The following is a 20,038-nucleotide window of genomic DNA, read 5'->3' on the forward strand; positions in this document are numbered from 1 at the left end:
TGTCATTAACAACAGATGTGCTGAAAATAAAATCTGTGGCTGCTAGTTGACTGCTACTCAAGCCATTGATTCTCAATCTATAACCAATGGAATTAGAAGAGTTGTCATAGCGGGCAGCAATGACGGCATTACTGAGAGAATCATCACTCATGAGAGTTAAGAGTGTTTGATAGTCAGCAATACCAACAGTTCTGAGGTCAATTTTGTCTTGTCCTTGGACAAAATCAGTGACTACATCCAGGTCTTGGGGCAAAAAATTACCACTGAAATATTCAAAAACAAATGTATCTAGTCCTGTTCCACCTGTGAGGGTATCAGAACCTGTTCCCCCGAATAATTGATCATTTCCACCTTGTCCTGAAAGTGTATCATTACCGCCTAAGCCTTGAATGACATCATCCCCAGAAGTTCCTGTAATCGTGTCATTCCCGCTAGTTCCCGTAAAATTCTGCTGTTCTACCTGAATAACTTGCCCATTTACGGTAATTGTTGCTGAATCATCTTCTGCTTGCAAAGCCTGTAAGGTGGCATCATCTAGACTATTACCTTTTACTAACTCAGCAAAAATCGCTCCTTCGTCTCCAGCACTATCCGTCAGGTTAATTTGAGCATCTACAAAATGCCCAATTTCCTCTAATAAAAGCGCACTAATAGCTGTTGGTGTAGCGGTTGCCAAAAAGGTATCTGATAGATAAATCTTATTTGTGCTAGTGGCATAAGCGCCATTAGCAGTTCCCAGAATGCTGCTATCAAGAATTTCTATTTGCGGAATTTGACTAAAATCACCAACTTGCCACTGTAAACGCAGAATTTCAGCTACACTGCGGTTGTATTGTGTGCCAAATGTAGTGTCGAATAGATTCCAGAAATTGTCTAAGCCAGCAAAGGCGCTGAGGTGTTGATATGTCAATGCAAGGATGCTAGTGGGTAAAGTATTCATAAAATAGAGCTTGTATGTGTTCTGCACATCTTAGCCCAGTTTTATTTTTACCAGCAACTAGTATATCTGTTTATAATCGTCATATTTCCGATATTTATCCTACCTACTTAGGCAGAAAATTCCCAAAAGCTTAAATACAGCGGATTCCTTTGTTATAAGGTACATCTTAGCCCGCTCATCGCTTGCTCTTAGTGGGTTGGGGGTGGGGTTCTTGTACCTCATAACATCGGGAAGTGCTGTACTTTTGCAAGATGCTTAACTATCAGTCAAACACGGCTATTAAGCAATGAGTAATATATCTGTCGCGGCTAATGTGGTACCGATTCCCAAATTAGCGAAGATTCCGCCTCCACCATTACCAAAAACCGACAAGTTTACATCGTAGAGCAAGTCTCCAGTTCCTTGATTGTAAACAAAGTAAGCATTTTTAGCATCAATACCAGAATTAGTAGCTTGGTTAACTAAGGTAAAACCATTAGCAACCAATGATAAATCTGAACCTGCCGGACCTACAGCTGTAAAGGTGCTAATGTCCAGCGTAATCTTATCTACTCCAGAGGCAAAGTCGGTAATTCTATCCTTACCAACGTAAGTATTTTTTGGCCCTGTAAACCCTAAAGTTGCTCCTGTTTCCTCCAAAAACCCTGTTCCTGGATTTATAGCTAAAGCTTGACCACCAAATTCAAAAATATCAGCGCCCGCTCCACCGGTGAGAGTATCAGCACCTGCCTTTCCTTTCAAGGTATCAGCACCTGATCCAGTAAATAAAATGTTATTGGCTTGATTACCAATCAGGACATTATTTCCGGCATTACCTGTACCGTTTATAGACGTTGTTCCTGAGAGAGAAAGGTTTTCAACGTAGATTGGTAGGGTGGTGGTGACAGAGGCAACGAGGGTATCGGTTATAGTCGTCGTGGCGCTGGTTTTTGTACCAAGACTGGCATTGGTGGGAGATGTCAGGCTAAGAGTAAAGGTTTCATTCGCTTCATTGATGAAATTATTGACAATGGGGATATTGATGACTCGGCTGGTAACACCAGGGTTAAAGGTCAAAGTTCCTGTTTTGCCGGTATAGTCTTGCCCTGCTATAGCTGTACCGTTACTAGTGGCATATTGAACAGTAATAGTTTGGTTGCTAGTGTCGGAAAGAGTAACTGTATAGGAAACGTTTTGAGAACTAGTACGGCCTTCAACTATCGTTTGGTTGTCACTAAGGTTAATAGTGACTAATGGAAAATCATTATCGGCAATATTAACAGTGGCACTCGTAGCCGTGCCAAGGGTGTATCCTGTACCAGCGGCTAAGTTGAAGATAGCCGTTTCTGTGACTTCCGTGATGGTGTCATCAATGGGGTTAACTGTCACAGTTGCTGTTGCAGAACCTGCGGCAAAAGTCACACTTCCAGGTAAGTTGCTATAGTCTGTACCGTTGCTGGCTGTTCCGGCGTTGGTGTAGTTAACAGTCAGAGCATTAGTTGTGCTTCCTGTTCTGGTGAGGGTAAATACTCCAGGATTAGGAGTTACACCTGTTGCTGTTTCCGCTGCATTGGCATCTGTAGCGGCTACGGTAATGATGGGAATAACAGCAGTGTCATCATCAACGATTGTACCTGTTACTGCTCCTGCTGTGCCGATCGCATAATTTGCGTTAGGAGCTAAGGTTAAAGCTATGGTTTCATTAGACTCTAATGTGGTATCAGTTGTGGGGTTGATGGTTAGAGTTGCTGTACTTGCACCCGATGCAAAGGTAATGCTTCCTGCTGTGCTTGTGAAACTTGCTGCTCCAGTTTGAACATAGTCATTGTTGAGTGTAGCTGTGCCAGAGACTCCATAGTTCACAGTTAAAGCCGTAGCAGTATTTCCAGTTCTGGTGAACGTGTAAACTAAATTTGTTGCCCCATCTTCAAGGACGCTTGCGGGATTGACAGTTAAAGTAACAACGGCAGCGTCATCATCGAGAACTAGCATCTGTAGCGGCTACGGTAATTACTGGTAGAGGTGGGATGTCATTATCAGCAATATTCACAGTGGCACTTGTAGCAGCACCCAGGGTGTATCCTGTACCCGTGGCTAAGTTGAGGACAGCCGTTTCTGTACCTTCAATGATGGTGTCATCAATGGGGTTAACTGTCACAGTTGCTGTTGCAGAACCTGCGGCAAAAGTCACACTTCCAGGTAAGTTGCTATAGTCTGTACCGTTGCTGGCTGTTCCGGCGTTGGTGTAGTTAACAGTCAGAGCATTAGTTGTGCTTCCTGTTCTGGTGAGGGTAAATACTCCAGGATTAGGAGTTACACCTGTTGCTGTTTCCGCTGCATTGGCATCTGTAGCAGCCACGGTAATGATGGGAAAATCATTATCGGCAATATTAACAGTGGCACTTGTAGCAGCACCCAGGGTATATCCTGTACCAGTAGCTAAGTTGAAGATAGCCGTTTCTGTACCTTCAATGATGGTGTCATCAATGGGGTTAACTGTCACAGTTGCTGTTGCAGAACCTGCGGCAAAAGTCACACTTCCAGGTAAGTTGCTATAGTCTGTACCGTTGCTGGCTGTTCCGGCGTTGGTGTAGTTAACAGTCAGAGCATTAGTTGTGCTTCCTGTTCTGGTGAGGGTAAATACTCCAGGATTAGGAGTTACACCTGTTGCTGTTTCCGCTGCACTAGCATCTGTAGCGGCTACGGTAATTACTGGTAGAGGTGGGATGTCATTATCAGCAATATTCACAGTGGCACTTGTAGCAGCACCCAGGGTGTATCCTGTACCCGTGGCTAAGTTGAGGACAGCCGTTTCTGTACCTTCAATGATGGTGTCATCAATGGGGTTAACTGTCACAGTTGCTGTTGCAGAACCTGCGGCAAAAGTCACACTTCCAGGTAAGTTGCTATAGTCTGTACCGTTGCTGGCTGTTCCGGCGTTGGTGTAGTTAACAGTCAGAGCATTAGTTGTGCTTCCTGTTCTGGTGAGGGTAAATACTCCAGGATTAGGAGTTACACCTGTTGCTGTTTCCGCTGCATTGGCATCTGTAGCGGCTACGGTAATGATGGGAATAACAGCAGTGTCATCATCAACGATTGTACCTGTTACTGCTCCTGCTGTGCCGATCGCATAATTTGCGTTAGGAGCTAAGGTTAAAGCTATGGTTTCATTAGACTCTAATGTGGTATCAGTTGTGGGGTTGATGGTTAGAGTTGCTGTACTTGCACCCGATGCAAAGGTAATGCTTCCTGCTGTGCTTGTGAAACTTGCTGCTCCAGTTTGAACATAGTCATTGTTGAGTGTAGCTGTGCCAGAGACTCCATAGTTCACAGTTAAAGCCGTAGCAGTATTTCCAGTTCTGGTGAACGTGTAAACTAAATTTGTTGCCCCATCTTCAAGGACGCTTGCGGGATTGACAGTTAAAGTAACAACGGCAGCGTCATCATCGAGAATTGTACCAGTGACGGCAGTGGCTGTACCGATACTGTAACCAGTTCCAGCAGCTAAGGTTAAAGCAACAGTTTCATTATTTTCAATGTTGGTGTCTGCGGTAGGATCAATGGTTAGGGTTGCTGTACTTGCTCCTGTGGCAAAAGTAATCGTTCCTGTTGTGGCGTTAAAGCTGCCGGCTCCTGTTTGAGTATAGTCAGTATTGAAGGTAGCTGCACCGCCAACACTGTAGTTAACGGTTAAAGGACTCGTCGTAGCCCCCTCACGAGTGAAAGTGTAAACTAAGTTGGTTGTTCCGTTTTCAAAGACGCTGGCAGGAGAAACCGATAGATTGACAACAGTATTCTGAACTTCATTATCAGCAATGATCACTGTTGCACTATTTGGTGTTCCCAAATCGTAATTAGTAGTATCAATTAAAGACAGGATGACGGTCTCATTTCCTTCGACAAGAGTATCGTCAATAGGAGTGATAGTAACAGTGGTTGAAGCCTGACCGGCAGGAATAACTATGGTAGAAGGAATGGTATTGTAGTCGGTGGCAGATGCAGTTCCCGAAATTGTGTAATTCACGCTGAGAGCATTAGCGGTGCTACCTGTCCGAGTGATAGTAAATACACCCAAATTAGGTGTTGTTCCTTCTCCAGCGTTGCTATCTGTAGCTGTTACGCTGACAGAAGTTGCGTTACCAAAACTGGCTGCTTGCAGAAAAACGGCAGAGTCATAAGAGGAATCACCAGTATCTGCGATCGCTAACTTAATTCTATTAGTCACACCAGGGACGAGACCTGTTGCCGTTGCACTTAATACAGTTGTAAAACCATCAAACTGTAGATCAAAAGCAGTTCCATAATTGGGAGTGAAAAATGACGAGTTCGGTCCGGTTCCTGGAGTGGATGAACTACCAGCGTTGACGGTATTGATAGAAACAGGAGTTGAAGTACCAGGGATGAGGGCAATGTTTTGACCATTTAAGAAAAAGGCAAAGACATCATTAAAGCTTGAATTTACAAACTCGGGATACTCTTCAGAAGCAAATACATAGGAGAAGCTAATAGTACTCGACGATGGAATAAAGTCAAACTCTAATACTGCGGCATCCTGTGTGGTGAGAGGATTGACTATGGAATTTAGATTAGTGTCACCTGGTCTACCATTGTTTCCGGTTCTGCTACCTGTGTTATTTGGACCTTGGGCAAAAGCAATGTTTCCAGTGCTAAGAATAATACCGCTATCTATGCCTATACCTGCTCCTATCCCTCCAGTAAAGGTACCTCCAGCAACGTTTGCACCTGTAAAAGTTATATTGGTTGCTGTCACACCAGATCCGAGTAAAGTGCTAACAAGTTGCGTGGCCGTAACGCTAGTTAAATCGGTTGTATTTACTGTAGTCATAAAATACTGTTTGTATACGTTGCACACATTTTAGCCTTATTTAATTTTTATGAGCAACAGGTATATTTTTGCCTAACATTAATATTTCTAATACCTGTTCTATGGTGTGGACAAAAAGTTTCAAAAAGCTCAAATATGACTTACATTTGCCATTCTTCACCCAAAATAGCAAACTACAAATCGTCTACCTACTAATACTGTTTTACTTGAAGATTGTGCGTAGGGTGTGTTATGCCGTAGGCTAACGCACCTTGAATTCGTGACCGTGCGTTGTGCTGCGCGACAACACACCCTACATTTAAATTTCTTAAGCTGTTACTACGCAGCTAAATTTTATCACCCTAATATAGTTAAATCTTGTGGTGCGTCTTGCCTGCTAGACTTATATCAATTAAATGCAAAACCGCATTAATATAGCTTTAAATATTAGCACCTACTTACTTACCACTCTAAATAAACTCTCTTTATAAATACATTATTTAAAATGTTGAATGATGATAGTAAAACTTGATAATGTTTGTGTTTTACTCTACCTAAACCTTAATTTGCTGATATGTAATTTTAAGATTTAGAAAATCGGCTAAAGTTTCCACCATTTCTAATTCATTTTTCCAATCTTTACCACAGTATAAATACAAAGATATACGTTTATCTCCAGACATCAACAAAATATATGTAGTTGTACTATCATCACTTTTATCTATTTTTTCTTCCTTAATCACCTCTATAACTTCACTAAGTTTGTGTTCAGCAACCTTATTTTTCAACAAACCTCTTTGCTGAATGATGATTTTATTAGTAGTTTTATCAAAGGTCATCTTTCTGTAATAGGGAATCAAAACTATCCCGATCAAAAACGCAAAGCCGATAGTGAGAAATAACAATCCTAGTAATAGTTGTCCTATTTTTAGTTCTGAAGAAAATTCAATTTGGAAACTATTTTGTTTTTTATTAGCAATAAACCCATTAATTTGAGATGCTATCCTCTGAGCTTGATATTCTGATTCATAGCTAACAAGAGTAAAATTATCATAGTCAGTTTTTAATTTCACCAAATATTTATCATCATTACTTTCTCCAGATAAGGTAGCTACAATTGCTGCATTTATTTCTTCTAAATAAGCCTCTTGTTTTATTCCTAGCCATAATTCCTTTTCTCTAAAATCACAACTAGGCTTTTTTGCAGCAATTCTGTTACAAGAAAATACAGAATTTTTTGGTAAAGTTGAATAAGTAATGGCTAGTCCCGCAACTGTAAATCCTATAGTGAGAAGCCCAGAAAGGAATATTTCACTAAAGGGATTATTTTGTAATACTAACTTACTTTTCATGTTGTTGATGAATAAGGGTGACTTGGTTATTGCTGTCAACTCAATTCGTAAGTATTCAATCGCATCCTGTGATCATAAATGCTGCCCAATAACAAGGATGATTGTAAGGCTGTTTGTGAGATGATAGTTTACTATTTTTGTCAATTTGCATCGCTACATAATTCCTCAATTTTAATTCCTCTGGATGCAAATTATTCAGTAAATCTTCATACCAGGTGATGAGTTCTACAACAGTTATTTCTTTCAGCCAAGTTGTGGCTTCAGCTAAAGCGATAATCGGTGAATTGTGCAGAAGTAATCTGCGGTAAAATTCTATTATTACTAAAGTTGTAACAGATGATTCTACAGTCCAGATTGTACTTAATACATAGGGAACACCACTCTTTAACAAACCAGTTGCTAACCCTAGATATTCACTGCTATTTTGACTGCTCTTACTAATAATTTCACAATTTATGAGTGTAAAAAGATTATAGGTTGTCAAAGTATGCTGGCAAATTTCTTCTAAAGTCAGTTGCTCTTCACCTGCTAAAACCAAAGCTGATGTTTGTACCTCACTAAAATTGTTGATAGCATGACCAGTAAAATGAAAGATGTTGTAATCTGCTACTAAAGCATTTTCTAAATTATATTTTGTGACTTGTGAACCTTGGATGTGTTGGGAATTATCAAACATCTGCCTGACAATTGCTGATGTAAAATTCGCTGATGTTATTTCGCTATTATCGGTACTTTCTAGATTTTCAACACTGAGGAATTTCTGTTGTTGCCAATTTGATAATAACTCTGTTTTCAGAGAAAGTCCTATTTGGATACTGGGCAGATAATTAATGGTGTAATTCACCTGTAAATCTGGCTGCGAAAACGGGAAAAGTGCGTGAATAGGCAATCTATTTAAATCACGATGGGGAATTATAATCAGGTTGGTGATACCTTCTAGTTCCTGAATAATGGTAGAAATATTCAGGATGTTGTGCAGAGCTAACAACCGCTGTTCCATTTCCAATTGCCAGGAATGGTTTTGTTGATTTTCTAGCTCATGAATTTGGCGATATTCCTGGTGTTGCTGATGCCAATCTTCTAGCCAATTCTCAAAGTTAACTAAGCGTTTTACTGCTTCGGGTATGGCTTCTACATCTTGTATAGGTGATAATAGCAAGATGGGTGATGGAGCTTCATTTTTAATAATGAAGGTGTGTAAGGCAATAGGGCTAAGATGCCAATAAATTATTGCTGTTGTGGAATTGAGCAGTTGTTGAATTGCGTCATAGCTGGGGGAATAACTTTGTGCAATTTCATGACTTTGATCAATGTCATCATTTCCACCAGAAATTAGTAATTTTAAACAGGTGTTTTTTCTTTCTTCGGCAATTTCCCAAGCTTCGACTAAATCACCGACATTGACAGCTAAATCAACTCCTAATTGTCTCAAACCTGCAAATTTCAGAGCTAGTTGTTTTTTACTTTGCTCAGAGCGGGTTGTTTGATTAAGTAGTTGTTGTAATAAGTCTAGTCCATGTTGTTGCAATTCTTGGGCTGGTGCTGTTTGTCCCAAACCGACAAAAACTTTGGTGAGAGATTGTAAAACATCTAGATGCAATTCTGCAAAATCTTCGGCTGTGAGAGTTAAAAGTGCTTGTTGATATTCAGATACTGCTTTTTGCCAAAAATAGCGGGGTGTGGGTTGTTTTTTACCTTGTTCATAGTGGGTATTACCCATCGCTATATGCAATCTACCCCAACCTTCTGGGTGAGTATCTGGGCGAAGATATTTTAAACCTTCTTCATAGGTAGCTAATTTGCCTTCATAACCGCGCTGATTGAGGGCGGGATTGGCTGTGGCGATACTACTGGGTAAAATCAGCGATAATTTGTCATTAACTAAATTTCCCACGGCTCCACCGCGACCCAGCCAAGCTTCCCAATAGTCCAGTTTGATTTCTAAAGCGTGATCATAACAAGCGATCGCTTCTGAAAATCGATTTAAATAAAATAGGGCTACTGCTTGGTTATACCAGGCCAGGTGAAAATCTGATTTGATGCTGATAGCTTGTTGATAGGAAGTAATCGCTTCTTCCCGTCTGCCTAAGTTTTCTAACGCTATACCTCGGTTATACCAGGCTAAGTAGAAATCAGATTGAATAGAGAGAGCTTGATCCCAAGACTCAATCGCTTCTAACCAGCGGTTCAAATTAAACAATACTACACCCCGATCAATCCAAACTTCCTGGTAATCGGGTTGGATATCTAAAGCTCGGTCATAACTAGCGATCGCATCTTCATATTGCTCACATACAGCCAGAGCTACCCCCCGATAATACCAAGTTTCCTGGTCTTGGTGTTGGAGATTCAGCGCTTGGTCATAACTAGAAATTGCTTCCCAAATCAGTCCTAACTTCAGCAGAGCCAGACCGCGACTAGACCAAGCTTCTTGATAATCGGACTTAAATTCGATAGCTTTGTCAAAAGAAATAATAGCTTGTTCAAAGTCCCCAAACTCACCCAAAATACCGCCCCGATTGTACCAAGCCTGGTAGAAATCAGGTTTTAAGGCCACAGCGTAATCATAAGCTGCGATCGCTTCCTCAAACCGTTGTAAATGAAACAGCGTCAAGCCCTGGTTAAACCAATATTCGTGAGATTCCGGTTCCAGTTTAGTAGCTTGATTATAAAAAGCCAGCGCCCCCAACAAATCCCCAGATTTAGCTTGCTGTAAACCTTGGTAAAACCATGCTTGAGCCTGATTGGTAACAGTCAGTTGAAATGATGGTCGCTCAATAATTGCTTGACTATCGCGGATTGCTAATTCCGAAGCAAGTTGCTGGACTAAATTGGTACTTTGCTCCAACCTCACCACCAACTCATCGAGGGTATGAGCTACCTTCGGTTCAATATTCACCAACGACTGATCCCAACTCTCTGTCAAGGAAGAAATTGGAACTTGCTCTAAATCCTCAAGATTTACCGAGTTATCCTCTTCTGAATACTCATAAGAGAACTCCACAGATAAATCTGGTTCTTGATTTTCCTTACTCAACAGTGTCCATACTTGTTCCAAGTTGGGGGATACTGGCGTGATATTTACAGCTTCTTCCTGCTCATGCTCCCATAACTCTTCACCCAAATCGCGCAGCAATTGTTGACCAGGAGTATTTCCCCGTGGTTCTGTTGAGTGCGTGGGTTCCACCTTGACCGGCTCAGGATTGTCCTCATACTCTTGGACGAAATTACGCCTCAATAACCGGATACCAATGTCATAAGCAAGTTCGCCAACATGGCCGATACCCAATTCACCCAATTGCACCATTCGCGTTGCTATCAAACTATTTGGCGCAGGTGAAGCTAATAATTTTTCACCAAATATTAGCAGCCAATCTAGCCAACGCTCAACAGTAATTCGAGGTTCCATCCGCTGTAAATACTTCAGCGCCCATTGTTGGCCTCGTGCTTGATGCACGCCTTCTAGCAACTCATTAAACAAAAGTTCCAGATCGGCATTAGTTAATTCCGGTGGGGGGTCTACCACCTTATGTCCCTGTGCAGCGTTGGCATCATGAGTCCCACGACTGTCAAAAGGGTACTTTAAAAATCTGTTAAGCCACTGCAATAGCCACCTGAGCATTTGCCACATTCTTGGATTTTCTCTCTCCTAGATTGTAGCCATCGTTGTGTCAAAAAAATTATGAATTACTTAACAAATCGAGCAATTGAGGTAAGACCATGTTAATAGAGCGAAAAAACTATACAAAAAATTTTCAGTAATCCTCGATTTTTCCTGTCGTTTGTCTCAATTTTCCCGGAAAAAAGAATTCACATTATGTTCGCTTAACTACCTATCAAAAAACTCTCCCCGTTTCCCCTGTTCCCGCGTTAGCCCTAACTATCAGTGTTTAACCTTCCCTAGATATCATTCCTCTACCTGGGATTGATTGATCAACATCTGGATAATAACTTCTGGATCATCTGTTTCGATTTCTAGTTGTTGGGCAATTTGCTGGCGGAGAGTTTCATCCTGCTGCAACATGACAAACAATTCATCCAAAGTGACAGTTTGGTATTCTCCCTCTGGTAAATTCTCATCATCTGCTGCTGCTGGTGCAGGAGAGATGATTGGGTCCGAGATAATTTGGCTCATAGTATCTGGCCCGTCATATTCCCAAATTGGTTCGCCTTGATTGCGTGTCAACAATTGCATACCAATATCATAGGCAAGGTCTCCAATTTGGCCGACACCCAACTCACCTAAATACACTAACCGCGCGGCTAATTCATTATTGGGTTTAGGTGATGCTAATAATCTCTTACCAAAGCGCTCTAACCATTCTAGCCAACGTTGGGTACTGACACGATGCTCAATTTTATGTAACCAGTTTTGCGCCCAAGTTTGGCCTCTGGCTTGCTGAACGCCTGCTAAAAGTTCTGTGAACAGAAATTCTAAATCCGTATCACTCAGGGGTGGTGCTACAGTTTTTTCCACATCCTTTTTTACTGGGGTAGGACTATGTTTCCTCCCAAACAAACCCTGAAACAATCTTTTGAGCCACTGAATAAGCCGCCTGAACATCTGCTGCACCATTGAGTGTTGCTGATTAAAATTTTAGCGATGTCGGTGACCAAAAAGCGAGACGCAAACCCAAACGGACTGAACAAGGACTGGGTTTTCCCTGACAACACTGAAAGATATAGGGCAAAAAATACATTATTTATTATATATTCAGTAAATATATTTAGAAAGATTTTTCTCAAGGAGAAATTGCCATGAGTTGTTAAAATAGTTAAACCCCAAACTCTACTGGGTGCTACAAATCAATTAACCAAGGCATTGAAATTGCTCTCCATGTCTTACGAACCCCTGCACCATAAGTATCGCCCAAAGAGTTTTGCTGAACTAGTTGGACAAGAGGCGATCGCTACCACCCTCACCAACGCGATTAGCTCGTCGAAAATCGCCCCTGCCTATTTGTTTACTGGCCCCAGAGGTACAGGGAAAACTTCTAGCGCCCGGATTTTAGCAAAATCTTTGAATTGTCTTAAAGGTGACAAGCCCACCCCCGAACCATGTGGCTTGTGTGATATTTGTCAAGGCATCACCAAAGGTTATGCGACGGATGTAATTGAAATCGATGCTGCTAGTAACACAGGTGTTGATAATATCCGGGAATTGATTGAAAAGGCGCAATTTGCCCCGATGCAGTGTCGGTATAAGGTTTATGTGATTGATGAATGTCATATGTTAAGTACCGCAGCATTTAACGCGCTACTTAAAACATTGGAGGAACCACCTAAACACGTAGTTTTTATCTTGGCGACAACAGACCCACAGCGTGTATTACCAACAATTATTTCCCGCTGTCAAAGGTTTGATTTTAGACGTATTCAGTTAGAGGCGATGGTAAAGCATTTAACCGATATTGCCGCCATAGAAAGCATTAATATTGGTCATGATTCTCTTACCTTAGTAGGACAAATTGCCCAAGGGGGATTAAGAGATGCAGAAAGTCTACTGGATCAACTAGCTTTGTTAGCGGGAGAAGTCACACCAGATAAAGTCTGGGATTTGGTAGGTTCAGTTAGTGAAAGAGATTTGTTAGGTTTGTTAGATGCGATCGCACAAGATCATCCTGAAGTCGTGCTAGACTCTACCAGGCAAATCCTAGATCGAGGTAGAGAACCCCTCACCATTCTCCAAAATTTGGCTGCTTTCTATCGGGATTTACTAATTGCTAAAACTGCCCCTAAGCGTCAAGATTTAGTTGCTTGTACTCAACAAACCTGGACTGCACTAGTTAACTTTGCTCAAAGCTTGGACATCAGCACAATTTTACGTGGACAACAACACCTGCGAACAGCAGAAGTCCAACTTAAAAACACCACTCAGCCCCGTTTGTGGTTAGAAGTGACATTACTGGGATTGTTACCAAGTGCCAATATTCAGCCGCAAGCGCCAAGTGTACCTCAGCGAGCGAATACACCTGCGGTATCTCCACCTCCAGTAGCCTATGCCCAAACAAATCACAATGTGGCGGTTAATTCTGTATCTCCACCCCCAGTAGCCTATCCTCCAGCAAATCACAATTCAACACCTAATACAGTATCTTCACCACCACCAGAACCTGTATATACTCCACCCCCACCTATAACGATTTCTACAGAACCCTCACAGGAAGTTGTAGCCGGATCACAGTATGACTTAACTCAAGTTTGGCAACAAGTACTTGCTAACCTTCAACCACCCTCTAGAAGGGAAATGCTGCGTCAAATGAGCCAACTTATGGACTTTGATGGTGTTGAGGCTCGTATTGCTATTAAACAAGCATGGTATGAGAAAGGTAAATCTGATCTGCCTATAATTACCTCTGCTTTCCAGCAAACTTTTCAGAGAGAAATCCAGGTATATCTAGAAAAATTAACGTCTTCAACACTTAACTCAACTAGAAAAAGTCCTCCACCACAAGATTCTACTCGCGTTCAACAACCACCTACACCCAACCACAATCAGCAAATTCAACCTCCAGCACCAGCACCAGCACCCGTACCACAACTAACCCAAGTAGCACCAACACCCGCAAGAATTGAACCGATAGCTACTCACACAGCCCCGGTACAAACCCTTCCTCCACCACCAACTCAAGCACCTGGGACAAATTGGGATAATGATGAAGTAACAAATGCCGCTAAAAGTCTGGCACAATTTTTTTCTGGGGAAATCATCCGCCTCACAGATGATGCTTTAGATTTATCTGATACTGCGGTTCCAGTAGATATTGAGATATATGAATCAGAATATGATGATGATTAAGACCAATTTACTTAAATTAAAACTACATAATGAATCCTCGCTGCCCATCCATCTCCCCATCTCCCCAATCTTTAAGGCGCGGAATCAAGGTTAAATATTTCTAAAATTTGTCGACAAATGTGTTTGAGCTTTTCCCCAATGGGAGGAGAAGGAACAGACTCACCCACAAAACTCCATTGTTCTATAGTTGAAAGTCGCCAAACTTGACCACGATGGTCAAATCCCGATACTTCAATACCGATCGCTCGCTGGGATTGATTGATAGGATCTTGATAAAAACGGATTTGAATCAAAATACTGCGACTGCGCCAAGATTTGCTGATTCCCGGAAAGTGAAACCCGATGTCTATGGAATCTGGATCTACTAATTCCCTTGTTTCTGGGTCATTCTGCCAAGGTTTAAGATCCGATTTGGCATCAGGAAACTCCAATTTGAACAAGTTAACTACCGTAGCAATTTTGCTGGCGAGTTCAAGGTTTGTTGCCTGTTCAGATGCGTTCACGACAAAACACTCCTTATCTTGGTTGAAGAAGACACGAGGACGCGGAGAAAGAGGGACACGGGGACACGGGGATCATCTCTTTGCGTCACCGCGTCTCCCCATCTGGAGCATCTTCTTCTTCCGCGTCGCCGCGTCTCCCACTCTCCGCGTCCTCTTCGGTCAGCCTGTGGGGGATATGAAAACAGAAAAATCGCCAGAAGGCTTATCTCATTAGTGTTTCAGCTTATCAATCCCTTGGAAATTTCGCAACTCTTAATCAAGCTTTCCTCACATTTTATTAAGTAATCATACTTAAAAAAGTTGATAAAGCACCTAAAACTCTTTTTTTTGACTCGCTAATTAGACAATTGATGGTGTGATTAGGGAATTTTCTGCAAAAAACTTTGCTGACAGAACGATAAATAACACAGGCGATCTAGAATGACACTGTAAATCGGCAAACAAACAGCAAATTTATTGGGATTTATGGTGCCTCAACGCTCTATTTTTTCATTGATTCTAGTATTATTGGCAACATTTCTGATCAGTTGTGGCGGACCTAGTGTCGCAACTGCACCTCCCACTTATACACCGACACAAGTGGCGAAAATCCAGGAATATGTTCCCGATATTCAGGTAGTGCGCGATCGCTCAGAAGAACTAAAAAGCTTGATTCAAAACGGTGAATGGATCAATGTCGGTAATTTTATCCACGGTCCAATCACAGAAGCTAGGCTGAATATGACTTATGTCATCCCCAACCTACTACCTCAAGACCAACCAAAAGCACGGCAGATCACCAAGGATTTATTAACTCATTTGGTGAAAATTGACCAAGCTGCTACCGTCGGTAACACTAGTCTGGCTTTGAGTAACTACAAGGAAACCGTTGCAGATTTTGATAAGTTCCTGCAACTGATTCCAGAAAGCACGAAGGAATAAAGAAAGAGACGCGGTGACGCGGGGACACGGGGACGCGGGGATAAATCAAGAGTAAAGAGACAGGGAGATATGGGAAAAGAAGAAACGGGGATACGGGGAAAGAGTTGACTGTCATAAGACAATCTCTCTTTCTCACCGCGTCCTCTTCTTCCTCCTCACCGCGTCTCCCTGTCCCCGCGTCACCGCGTCCTCTTCTTCCCCATCACCGCGTCACCGCGTCCTCTTCTTCTCCATCTTCTTGAGACTTTCTTAGCGTCTTCAGTCACAAAATGCTGGGGTGATGGGGTGATAGGGTTAAGAGAGAAACTCCTGACTCTTCACTCCTCACTCTTAACAAAAGTCATGAATGTAGTAATTATCGGTTGTGGTGTAGTTGGGGCGGCGATCGCCTATGAACTGAGCCAAGTTAAAGGTTTGAATATCACGGTTTTCGATAAAAACCCACCAGCACAAGGTTCTACCAGCGCGGCGCTCGGTGTACTGATGGGCGTAATCAGCCACAAAATCAAGGGTAAAGCTTGGCAAATGCGCCAATCTAGTATTCAACGTTATGAAACTTTGATTCCTGAACTAGAAGCGATTACAGGTCGCAAAATCCCTTATAACCGTCAGGGAATTGTCATGCTGTTGTCGGAAGACGCAGAACACCCTTTGGAAAGTGGGGTAGAAGTGATGAAAGAATGGGAACAATTACGAGAAGTTCGTAAATCTCAAGGTTGGCAGTTAGCAGTTTGGGACAATAAACAACTCCAAAAATTCTGTCCGCAAATCAATCACCCCAAAATTATTGGTGCTGTCTATTCTCCTCAAGATCGGCAACTGAATCCCACGGCTTTAACTTTAGCTTTAGTGGATGCGGCTCAACGTAATGGAGTTAATTTTAAATTTGGTGTGAGTGTCCTAAGTAGCCCAACTCCATCATCTCAATTATTGCCGGCAGTTATTGAGCAACTTAAATCTATTGAAACTTCCGAGGGTAAAGTTACTGCTGACTGGTTTATAGTTGCTGCTGGCTTGGGTTCCACGCCACTGACTGCACAATTAAATCAAAAGGTGAATATCCGTCCAGTGCTAGGGCAGGCTTTATACCTCAGTTTAGGGCGGATTTTAGGCAATGCTGATTTTCAACCGGTGATTACTGGTAATGATGTCCACCTTGTGCCTATGGGTAGTGGTGACTATTGGGTGGGTGCAACGGTGGAATTCCCCAATGAAGGAGATGAGATACCTCCAAACAAAGAATTGCTAGAATTTGTGAAAGCACAAGCGATCGCATTTTGCCCAGATTTAGCGACAGCTAAAATTCTCCGCACTTGGTCTGGTTTACGTCCCCGTCCTGAAGGTAGACCTGCACCAGTAATTGATAAATTACCAGGTTTTAGTAATGTCCTCTTGGCAACTGGTCATTATCGCAATGGAGTTTTACTCGCACCGGCAACAGCCTTGGCCATTCGAGAAATGATATCTTCTTCGGATTCTCGTTGACACTCCCCGGTCTAAAAACACGGGGATTCTGAAGCAGCCCAAAAACGGACTCTTAAAGGCGTAGTCAAAGCGCCCCTATAAACTCCATCGAGATTTAATCCCAACGTTGCCTTTACTTTTCTTAAAATATTTGCTGCGGCATTAGCATCAGCATTAACATAGAAATTGTTAGCAGTGCGATACAATCCACGCTTTACTCGTTTCCCTGATTCTTTCCACGTCACGGGTTTTTCACCACTTCGTGGTTCCGCAGTCACTCCTGGGGGAAACCCCCAAGACCGCGCTGCGTCACCATACTTCGGGAGAAAATCATGATCTAAAAACGAAGCCTTGGATGTATAACTTTCCTCAGTTTCTACAAACTCAATCCCGTATTGTTCACATAGTTGAGAAATGCGGTTTTTGAGTTTAGCAGTAGGAATTTGTACAAAAGTCTGATTAGTTTTTGTTCCCAAATTAGCTTGTTGTCTTTGTCCTTTATTCCACCCAAAGAAAACTTTTTGGATTTTTAGGTTTATATTCCAGGGTTTTCAGCCTAATTTCTTATAAAAAATACTTTGTGCGTAACAGCAAGTTCTAGTTATGGGTCTACTAAAAAACCGCTTTATCAGCGGTTAAGGATTTTTTGTTGAATATTTTATTGTAAGATAGTTCTTCCTTATCAAAATCGAGTATAGCAGATTCAGAGCCGGAAGTCAACCTCCTCAACACTTAAAAATTGAAAAGTGAAAATGAAAAATTGAAGAAAGTTATGCTTACGGCTCTATTTGGGGATTGTTAACGACAAACTGCTGCTAAAGTGTGGGTGAAATTGGGGTAAGAAATAGCCGCAGCTTCGGCGCGGTGAATGGTTGTGGTTCCGGTAGCATTGAGAGCAGCGATCGCTAAACTCATAGCGATGCGATGATCTGTATAACTATCTACCTGAGTTCCTACCAAGGTCGTACCACCAGTAATTTCCATCCCATCGGGTAATTCGGTAATTTTAGCGCCCATTTGATTAAGCTGTTGCGCCATAACGGTAATGCGATCGCTTTCTTTAACTCGCAATTCCGCTGCATCCCGAATAATGGTAGTACCTTGGGCAAATGCCGCAGCTACCGCCAAAATAGGAATTTCATCAATTAATCTGGGTATAATATCCCCAGCAATGGTGCAGCTTTTTAACTGACTAGAACGCACCCGCAAATCTGCAACCGGTTCCCCAGCTACTTCCCGCTGATTTTCCAGTTGAATATCTGCTCCCATCATTGCTAAAGCTTCTAAAATTCCCGTGCGGGTAGGATTGACACCGACATTTTCCACCACCAAATCAGAACCGGGAACAATAGATCCAGCGACTAACCAAAAGGCCGCAGAACTGATATCACCAGGAACAACGACTTTTTGACCATATAGTTTAGCATTACCAGTCACAGTCACACTGTTGGTTTCCGGGTCTATAGTCAATTCTGCCCCAAAAGCTCTTAACATTCGCTCACTGTGGTCCCGTGATAAAGCCGGTTCAGTGACAGTAGTTTGACCCTCAGTGTTTAAACCTGCAAGCAGAATACAGGATTTAACTTGAGCCGAAGCAATGGGAGAATGATAGTGAATAGGTTTGAGGGCTTGTCCTTGAATAGCTAAAGGTGCTAAAGAGTTACCTTTGCGTCCCCAGATTTCTGCGGCCATTTGTTGTAAAGGTTTGACAACACGGGACATGGGACGCGATCGCAAAGAATCATCACCTGTAACCGTAAAAAACCGCCCTGGGTGGGAAGCTAACAGACCTAACATCAATCTGATGGTTGTTCCAGAGTTACCCGCGTTTAACACATCCACAGGTTCTTGGAAATTCCCCAGTCCAATGCCTTTAACCCTTACAAATTCTGTATTTAATTCCGAAATTTGGGCACCTAGCAATCGAAAACAGCTAGCAGTGCTGCGGGGGTCTTCTCCTAACAGCAGTCCTTGAATTTGAGTTTCACCTTCAGCGATCGCACCCAACATTAAAGCCCGGTGAGAAATAGATTTATCCCCAGGAACTTGGAGCCGACCCTGTAGAGACAGTCCAGAGAGGGGTCGCTGAATAGTCAAGTTATGAGAACTGTTTTCTTGAGTTTCTAAAGTTATAACAGCAGCCGACATTAGGATACACTGGCTTCTAAATAGACTGAAAATCTTTGAGTGACTTTATTTGCTGTCACTTGGGACTTCCTCCCTAGTATCCTATCGCTTTTCGTTATCTAAAAAACACTCTCTCTGTTTTGAGGCTATATTCTGAGGACTTTGAGAAAATATTCAAAATATTCCCAGACTCGCTTTTTGTAGAAAAAGCATCATTTTCCTGTTTACGGAAACACACAAACCTAAGATTGTGAAAAAATTCAATTATTCTCTCACTTGATTAAGCTGCGCTTAATATAGTTCAAGGACGTTTAATTTTTTAACTCCCTTTCATCCCCACCCTATAGAGGGATGGGCTATTACGGCAATCTCGATAAACCAGTAGATTCAGTTAATATTAAGCAGGTTTTAGCTTAAACAGCAGAAGGAAAATGCTGATTTTCTAGATCCCCTAGTGTTGATTTTATTCGCTCCTCACCCTTGTTGCTCCCATGCTCACCAATCACCGCAAACCCGTGTGCTTATCGATTATTTCCACTGACCTACCAGTTTGGTCTGTGGTGGAAACTGCCGGAACGTTGTATCAAAAAGATACTGATCGCTTTCATTTACTATTGACAGCACCACCCTTAATTAGTTGTGAAGTTGGGAGTTCTCTGAATCCAGAAGATATCCCTAACCTCAATCATCAAAGCCCTTATCCCCCCAGCAGTCCCAGGATTTTGTGGCTGGAGATTTCCCCTTATCGAGTAACTATGACTATGCAAGGAAATGGTCAAGTTAGTTACCGTCATTTCTGGGAAGAGGGCGTTTATGGCCTTAGTCGTTATTGGTTACCAACTGAGTCATTACAACCTCACAAGCCGATACGTCTACGTAATTTTACTAATAGCTTGCACCTGGGCGGAAAAAGTTTACCAGAGCATTTGCGGCTGGAGTATGAATTGTGGTCAGAAAAAGTCCAGCTAGGACACTATATCCTCAATTTAGAAATTCAGCATTGATCATCAACGCAGGTATGGGAGTTAGGTAAATCCGTACAATTAAAAGTATAGCAGGTGACAGGAAACAGGTGACAGGTGACAGTGCTAGAAGCCTTTTCTTGTCTAAGTTTTAGCATTGGTTGAT

15 protein-coding genes are annotated in these 20,038 nt (G+C 42.1%); 5 read left to right on the forward strand and 10 right to left on the reverse strand.

What is annotated here, in order from left to right; all coding sequences use genetic code 11:
• The 6 genes from A9Y75_RS23115 to A9Y75_RS23140 form a co-directional block, all read right to left on the reverse strand.
• The coding region (locus A9Y75_RS23115) for a M10 family metallopeptidase C-terminal domain-containing protein (protein ID WP_177176280.1) at window positions 1-940 on the reverse strand (940 nt) is incomplete at its 3' end.
• A gap of 279 nt (window positions 941-1,219) precedes the next feature.
• The gene (locus A9Y75_RS23120; protein ID WP_071191885.1) at window positions 1,220-2,911 is read right to left on the reverse strand and encodes a Calx-beta domain-containing protein; all 1,692 of its coding nucleotides are present in this window, start codon (window positions 2,909-2,911) and stop codon (window positions 1,220-1,222) included.
• Window positions 2,895-5,765 (reverse strand): choice-of-anchor L domain-containing protein, encoded by a 2,871-nt coding sequence (locus A9Y75_RS23125; protein ID WP_071191886.1) that lies wholly within the window; start codon window positions 5,763-5,765, stop codon window positions 2,895-2,897. The genes A9Y75_RS23120 and A9Y75_RS23125 overlap by 17 nt, the downstream gene beginning before the upstream one ends.
• Before the next feature lie 533 nt (window positions 5,766-6,298).
• Entirely contained in the window at window positions 6,299-7,096 is a 798-nt protein-coding gene (locus A9Y75_RS23130) for a hypothetical protein (protein ID WP_071191887.1), read from the reverse strand.
• Between the two features lie 55 nt (window positions 7,097-7,151).
• A complete protein-coding gene (locus A9Y75_RS23135; RefSeq protein ID WP_083389720.1) occupies window positions 7,152-10,727 on the reverse strand; it encodes a tetratricopeptide repeat protein in 3,576 nt (1,191 codons plus the stop codon).
• 276 nt (window positions 10,728-11,003) lie between these two features.
• The gene (locus A9Y75_RS23140) at window positions 11,004-11,672 is read right to left on the reverse strand and encodes a hypothetical protein (protein WP_071191888.1); all 669 of its coding nucleotides are present in this window, start codon (window positions 11,670-11,672) and stop codon (window positions 11,004-11,006) included.
• A gap of 261 nt (window positions 11,673-11,933) precedes the next feature.
• Here A9Y75_RS23140 and A9Y75_RS23145 point away from each other — a divergent pair, with 261 nt between their 5' ends.
• Window positions 11,934-13,895: a DNA polymerase III subunit gamma/tau gene (locus tag A9Y75_RS23145; protein WP_071191889.1), complete on the forward strand. Its 1,962-nt coding sequence runs from the start codon at window positions 11,934-11,936 to the stop codon at window positions 13,893-13,895.
• A 71-nt stretch (window positions 13,896-13,966) separates the two neighbouring features.
• On the opposite strand, the gene A9Y75_RS23150 is transcribed toward A9Y75_RS23145, so the two are convergent.
• A complete protein-coding gene (locus tag A9Y75_RS23150) occupies window positions 13,967-14,398 on the reverse strand; it encodes a hypothetical protein (RefSeq protein WP_071191890.1) in 432 nt (143 codons plus the stop codon).
• 22 nt (window positions 14,399-14,420) lie between these two features.
• Here A9Y75_RS23150 and A9Y75_RS28820 point away from each other — a divergent pair, with 22 nt between their 5' ends.
• From A9Y75_RS28820 to A9Y75_RS23160, 3 genes are all read left to right on the forward strand, one after another.
• Window positions 14,421-14,612, forward strand: a complete 192-nt coding sequence (locus tag A9Y75_RS28820) for a hypothetical protein (RefSeq protein ID WP_177176281.1) — start codon at window positions 14,421-14,423, stop codon at window positions 14,610-14,612.
• Between the two features lie 251 nt (window positions 14,613-14,863).
• A complete protein-coding gene (gene psbQ, locus A9Y75_RS23155) occupies window positions 14,864-15,319 on the forward strand; it encodes a photosystem II protein PsbQ (RefSeq protein WP_071191891.1) in 456 nt (151 codons plus the stop codon).
• Between the two features lie 342 nt (window positions 15,320-15,661).
• On the forward strand, window positions 15,662-16,804 hold the full coding sequence (locus A9Y75_RS23160; protein ID WP_071191892.1) for an FAD-dependent oxidoreductase: 1,143 nt from the start codon (window positions 15,662-15,664) through the stop codon (window positions 16,802-16,804).
• A gap of 11 nt (window positions 16,805-16,815) precedes the next feature.
• Here the strand turns inward: A9Y75_RS23160 and A9Y75_RS23165 are convergent, their stop codons facing one another.
• On the reverse strand, window positions 16,816-17,259 hold the full coding sequence (locus tag A9Y75_RS23165; protein ID WP_071191893.1) for a hypothetical protein: 444 nt from the start codon (window positions 17,257-17,259) through the stop codon (window positions 16,816-16,818).
• Window positions 17,260-17,581: 322 nt separating this feature from the next.
• Complete coding sequence (aroA, locus tag A9Y75_RS23170; RefSeq protein WP_071191894.1) at window positions 17,582-18,931, reverse strand: 3-phosphoshikimate 1-carboxyvinyltransferase; 1,350 nt, start codon at window positions 18,929-18,931, stop codon at window positions 17,582-17,584.
• Between the two features lie 470 nt (window positions 18,932-19,401).
• Between aroA and A9Y75_RS23175 the strand changes: the two genes are divergently transcribed.
• A complete protein-coding gene (locus tag A9Y75_RS23175) occupies window positions 19,402-19,914 on the forward strand; it encodes a hypothetical protein (RefSeq protein WP_071191895.1) in 513 nt (170 codons plus the stop codon).
• Here the strand turns inward: A9Y75_RS23175 and A9Y75_RS30300 are convergent.
• Window positions 19,905-20,030, reverse strand: a complete 126-nt coding sequence (locus A9Y75_RS30300) for a hypothetical protein (RefSeq protein ID WP_269086331.1) — start codon at window positions 20,028-20,030, stop codon at window positions 19,905-19,907. The genes A9Y75_RS23175 and A9Y75_RS30300 overlap by 10 nt on opposite strands.
• Between the last annotated feature and the right edge of the window lie 8 nt (window positions 20,031-20,038).

This window comes from Trichormus sp. NMC-1, assembly GCF_001858025.1.
Classification (GTDB): domain Bacteria; phylum Cyanobacteriota; class Cyanobacteriia; order Cyanobacteriales; family Nostocaceae; genus Anabaena.

Bases quoted from the DNA above. Each gene is read 5' to 3' on its own strand.
- A9Y75_RS23120 (WP_071191885.1), bottom strand. From the start codon at position 2,911: ATGCTAGTTCTCGATGATGACGCTGCCGTTGTTACTTTAACTGTCAAT.
- A9Y75_RS23125 (WP_071191886.1), bottom strand. From the start codon at position 5,765: ATGACTACAGTAAATACAACCGATTTAACTAGCGTTACGGCCACGCAA.
- A9Y75_RS23130 (WP_071191887.1), bottom strand. From the start codon at position 7,096: ATGAAAAGTAAGTTAGTATTACAAAATAATCCCTTTAGTGAAATATTC.
- A9Y75_RS23135 (WP_083389720.1), bottom strand. From the start codon at position 10,727: ATGTGGCAAATGCTCAGGTGGCTATTGCAGTGGCTTAACAGATTTTTA.
- A9Y75_RS23140 (WP_071191888.1), bottom strand. From the start codon at position 11,672: ATGGTGCAGCAGATGTTCAGGCGGCTTATTCAGTGGCTCAAAAGATTG.
- A9Y75_RS23145 (WP_071191889.1), top strand. From the start codon at position 11,934: ATGTCTTACGAACCCCTGCACCATAAGTATCGCCCAAAGAGTTTTGCT.
- psbQ (WP_071191891.1), top strand. From the start codon at position 14,864: ATGGTGCCTCAACGCTCTATTTTTTCATTGATTCTAGTATTATTGGCA.
- A9Y75_RS23160 (WP_071191892.1), top strand. From the start codon at position 15,662: ATGAATGTAGTAATTATCGGTTGTGGTGTAGTTGGGGCGGCGATCGCC.
- aroA (WP_071191894.1), bottom strand. From the start codon at position 18,931: ATGTCGGCTGCTGTTATAACTTTAGAAACTCAAGAAAACAGTTCTCAT.
- A9Y75_RS23175 (WP_071191895.1), top strand. From the start codon at position 19,402: ATGCTCACCAATCACCGCAAACCCGTGTGCTTATCGATTATTTCCACT.
- A9Y75_RS30300 (WP_269086331.1), bottom strand. From the start codon at position 20,030: ATGCTAAAACTTAGACAAGAAAAGGCTTCTAGCACTGTCACCTGTCAC.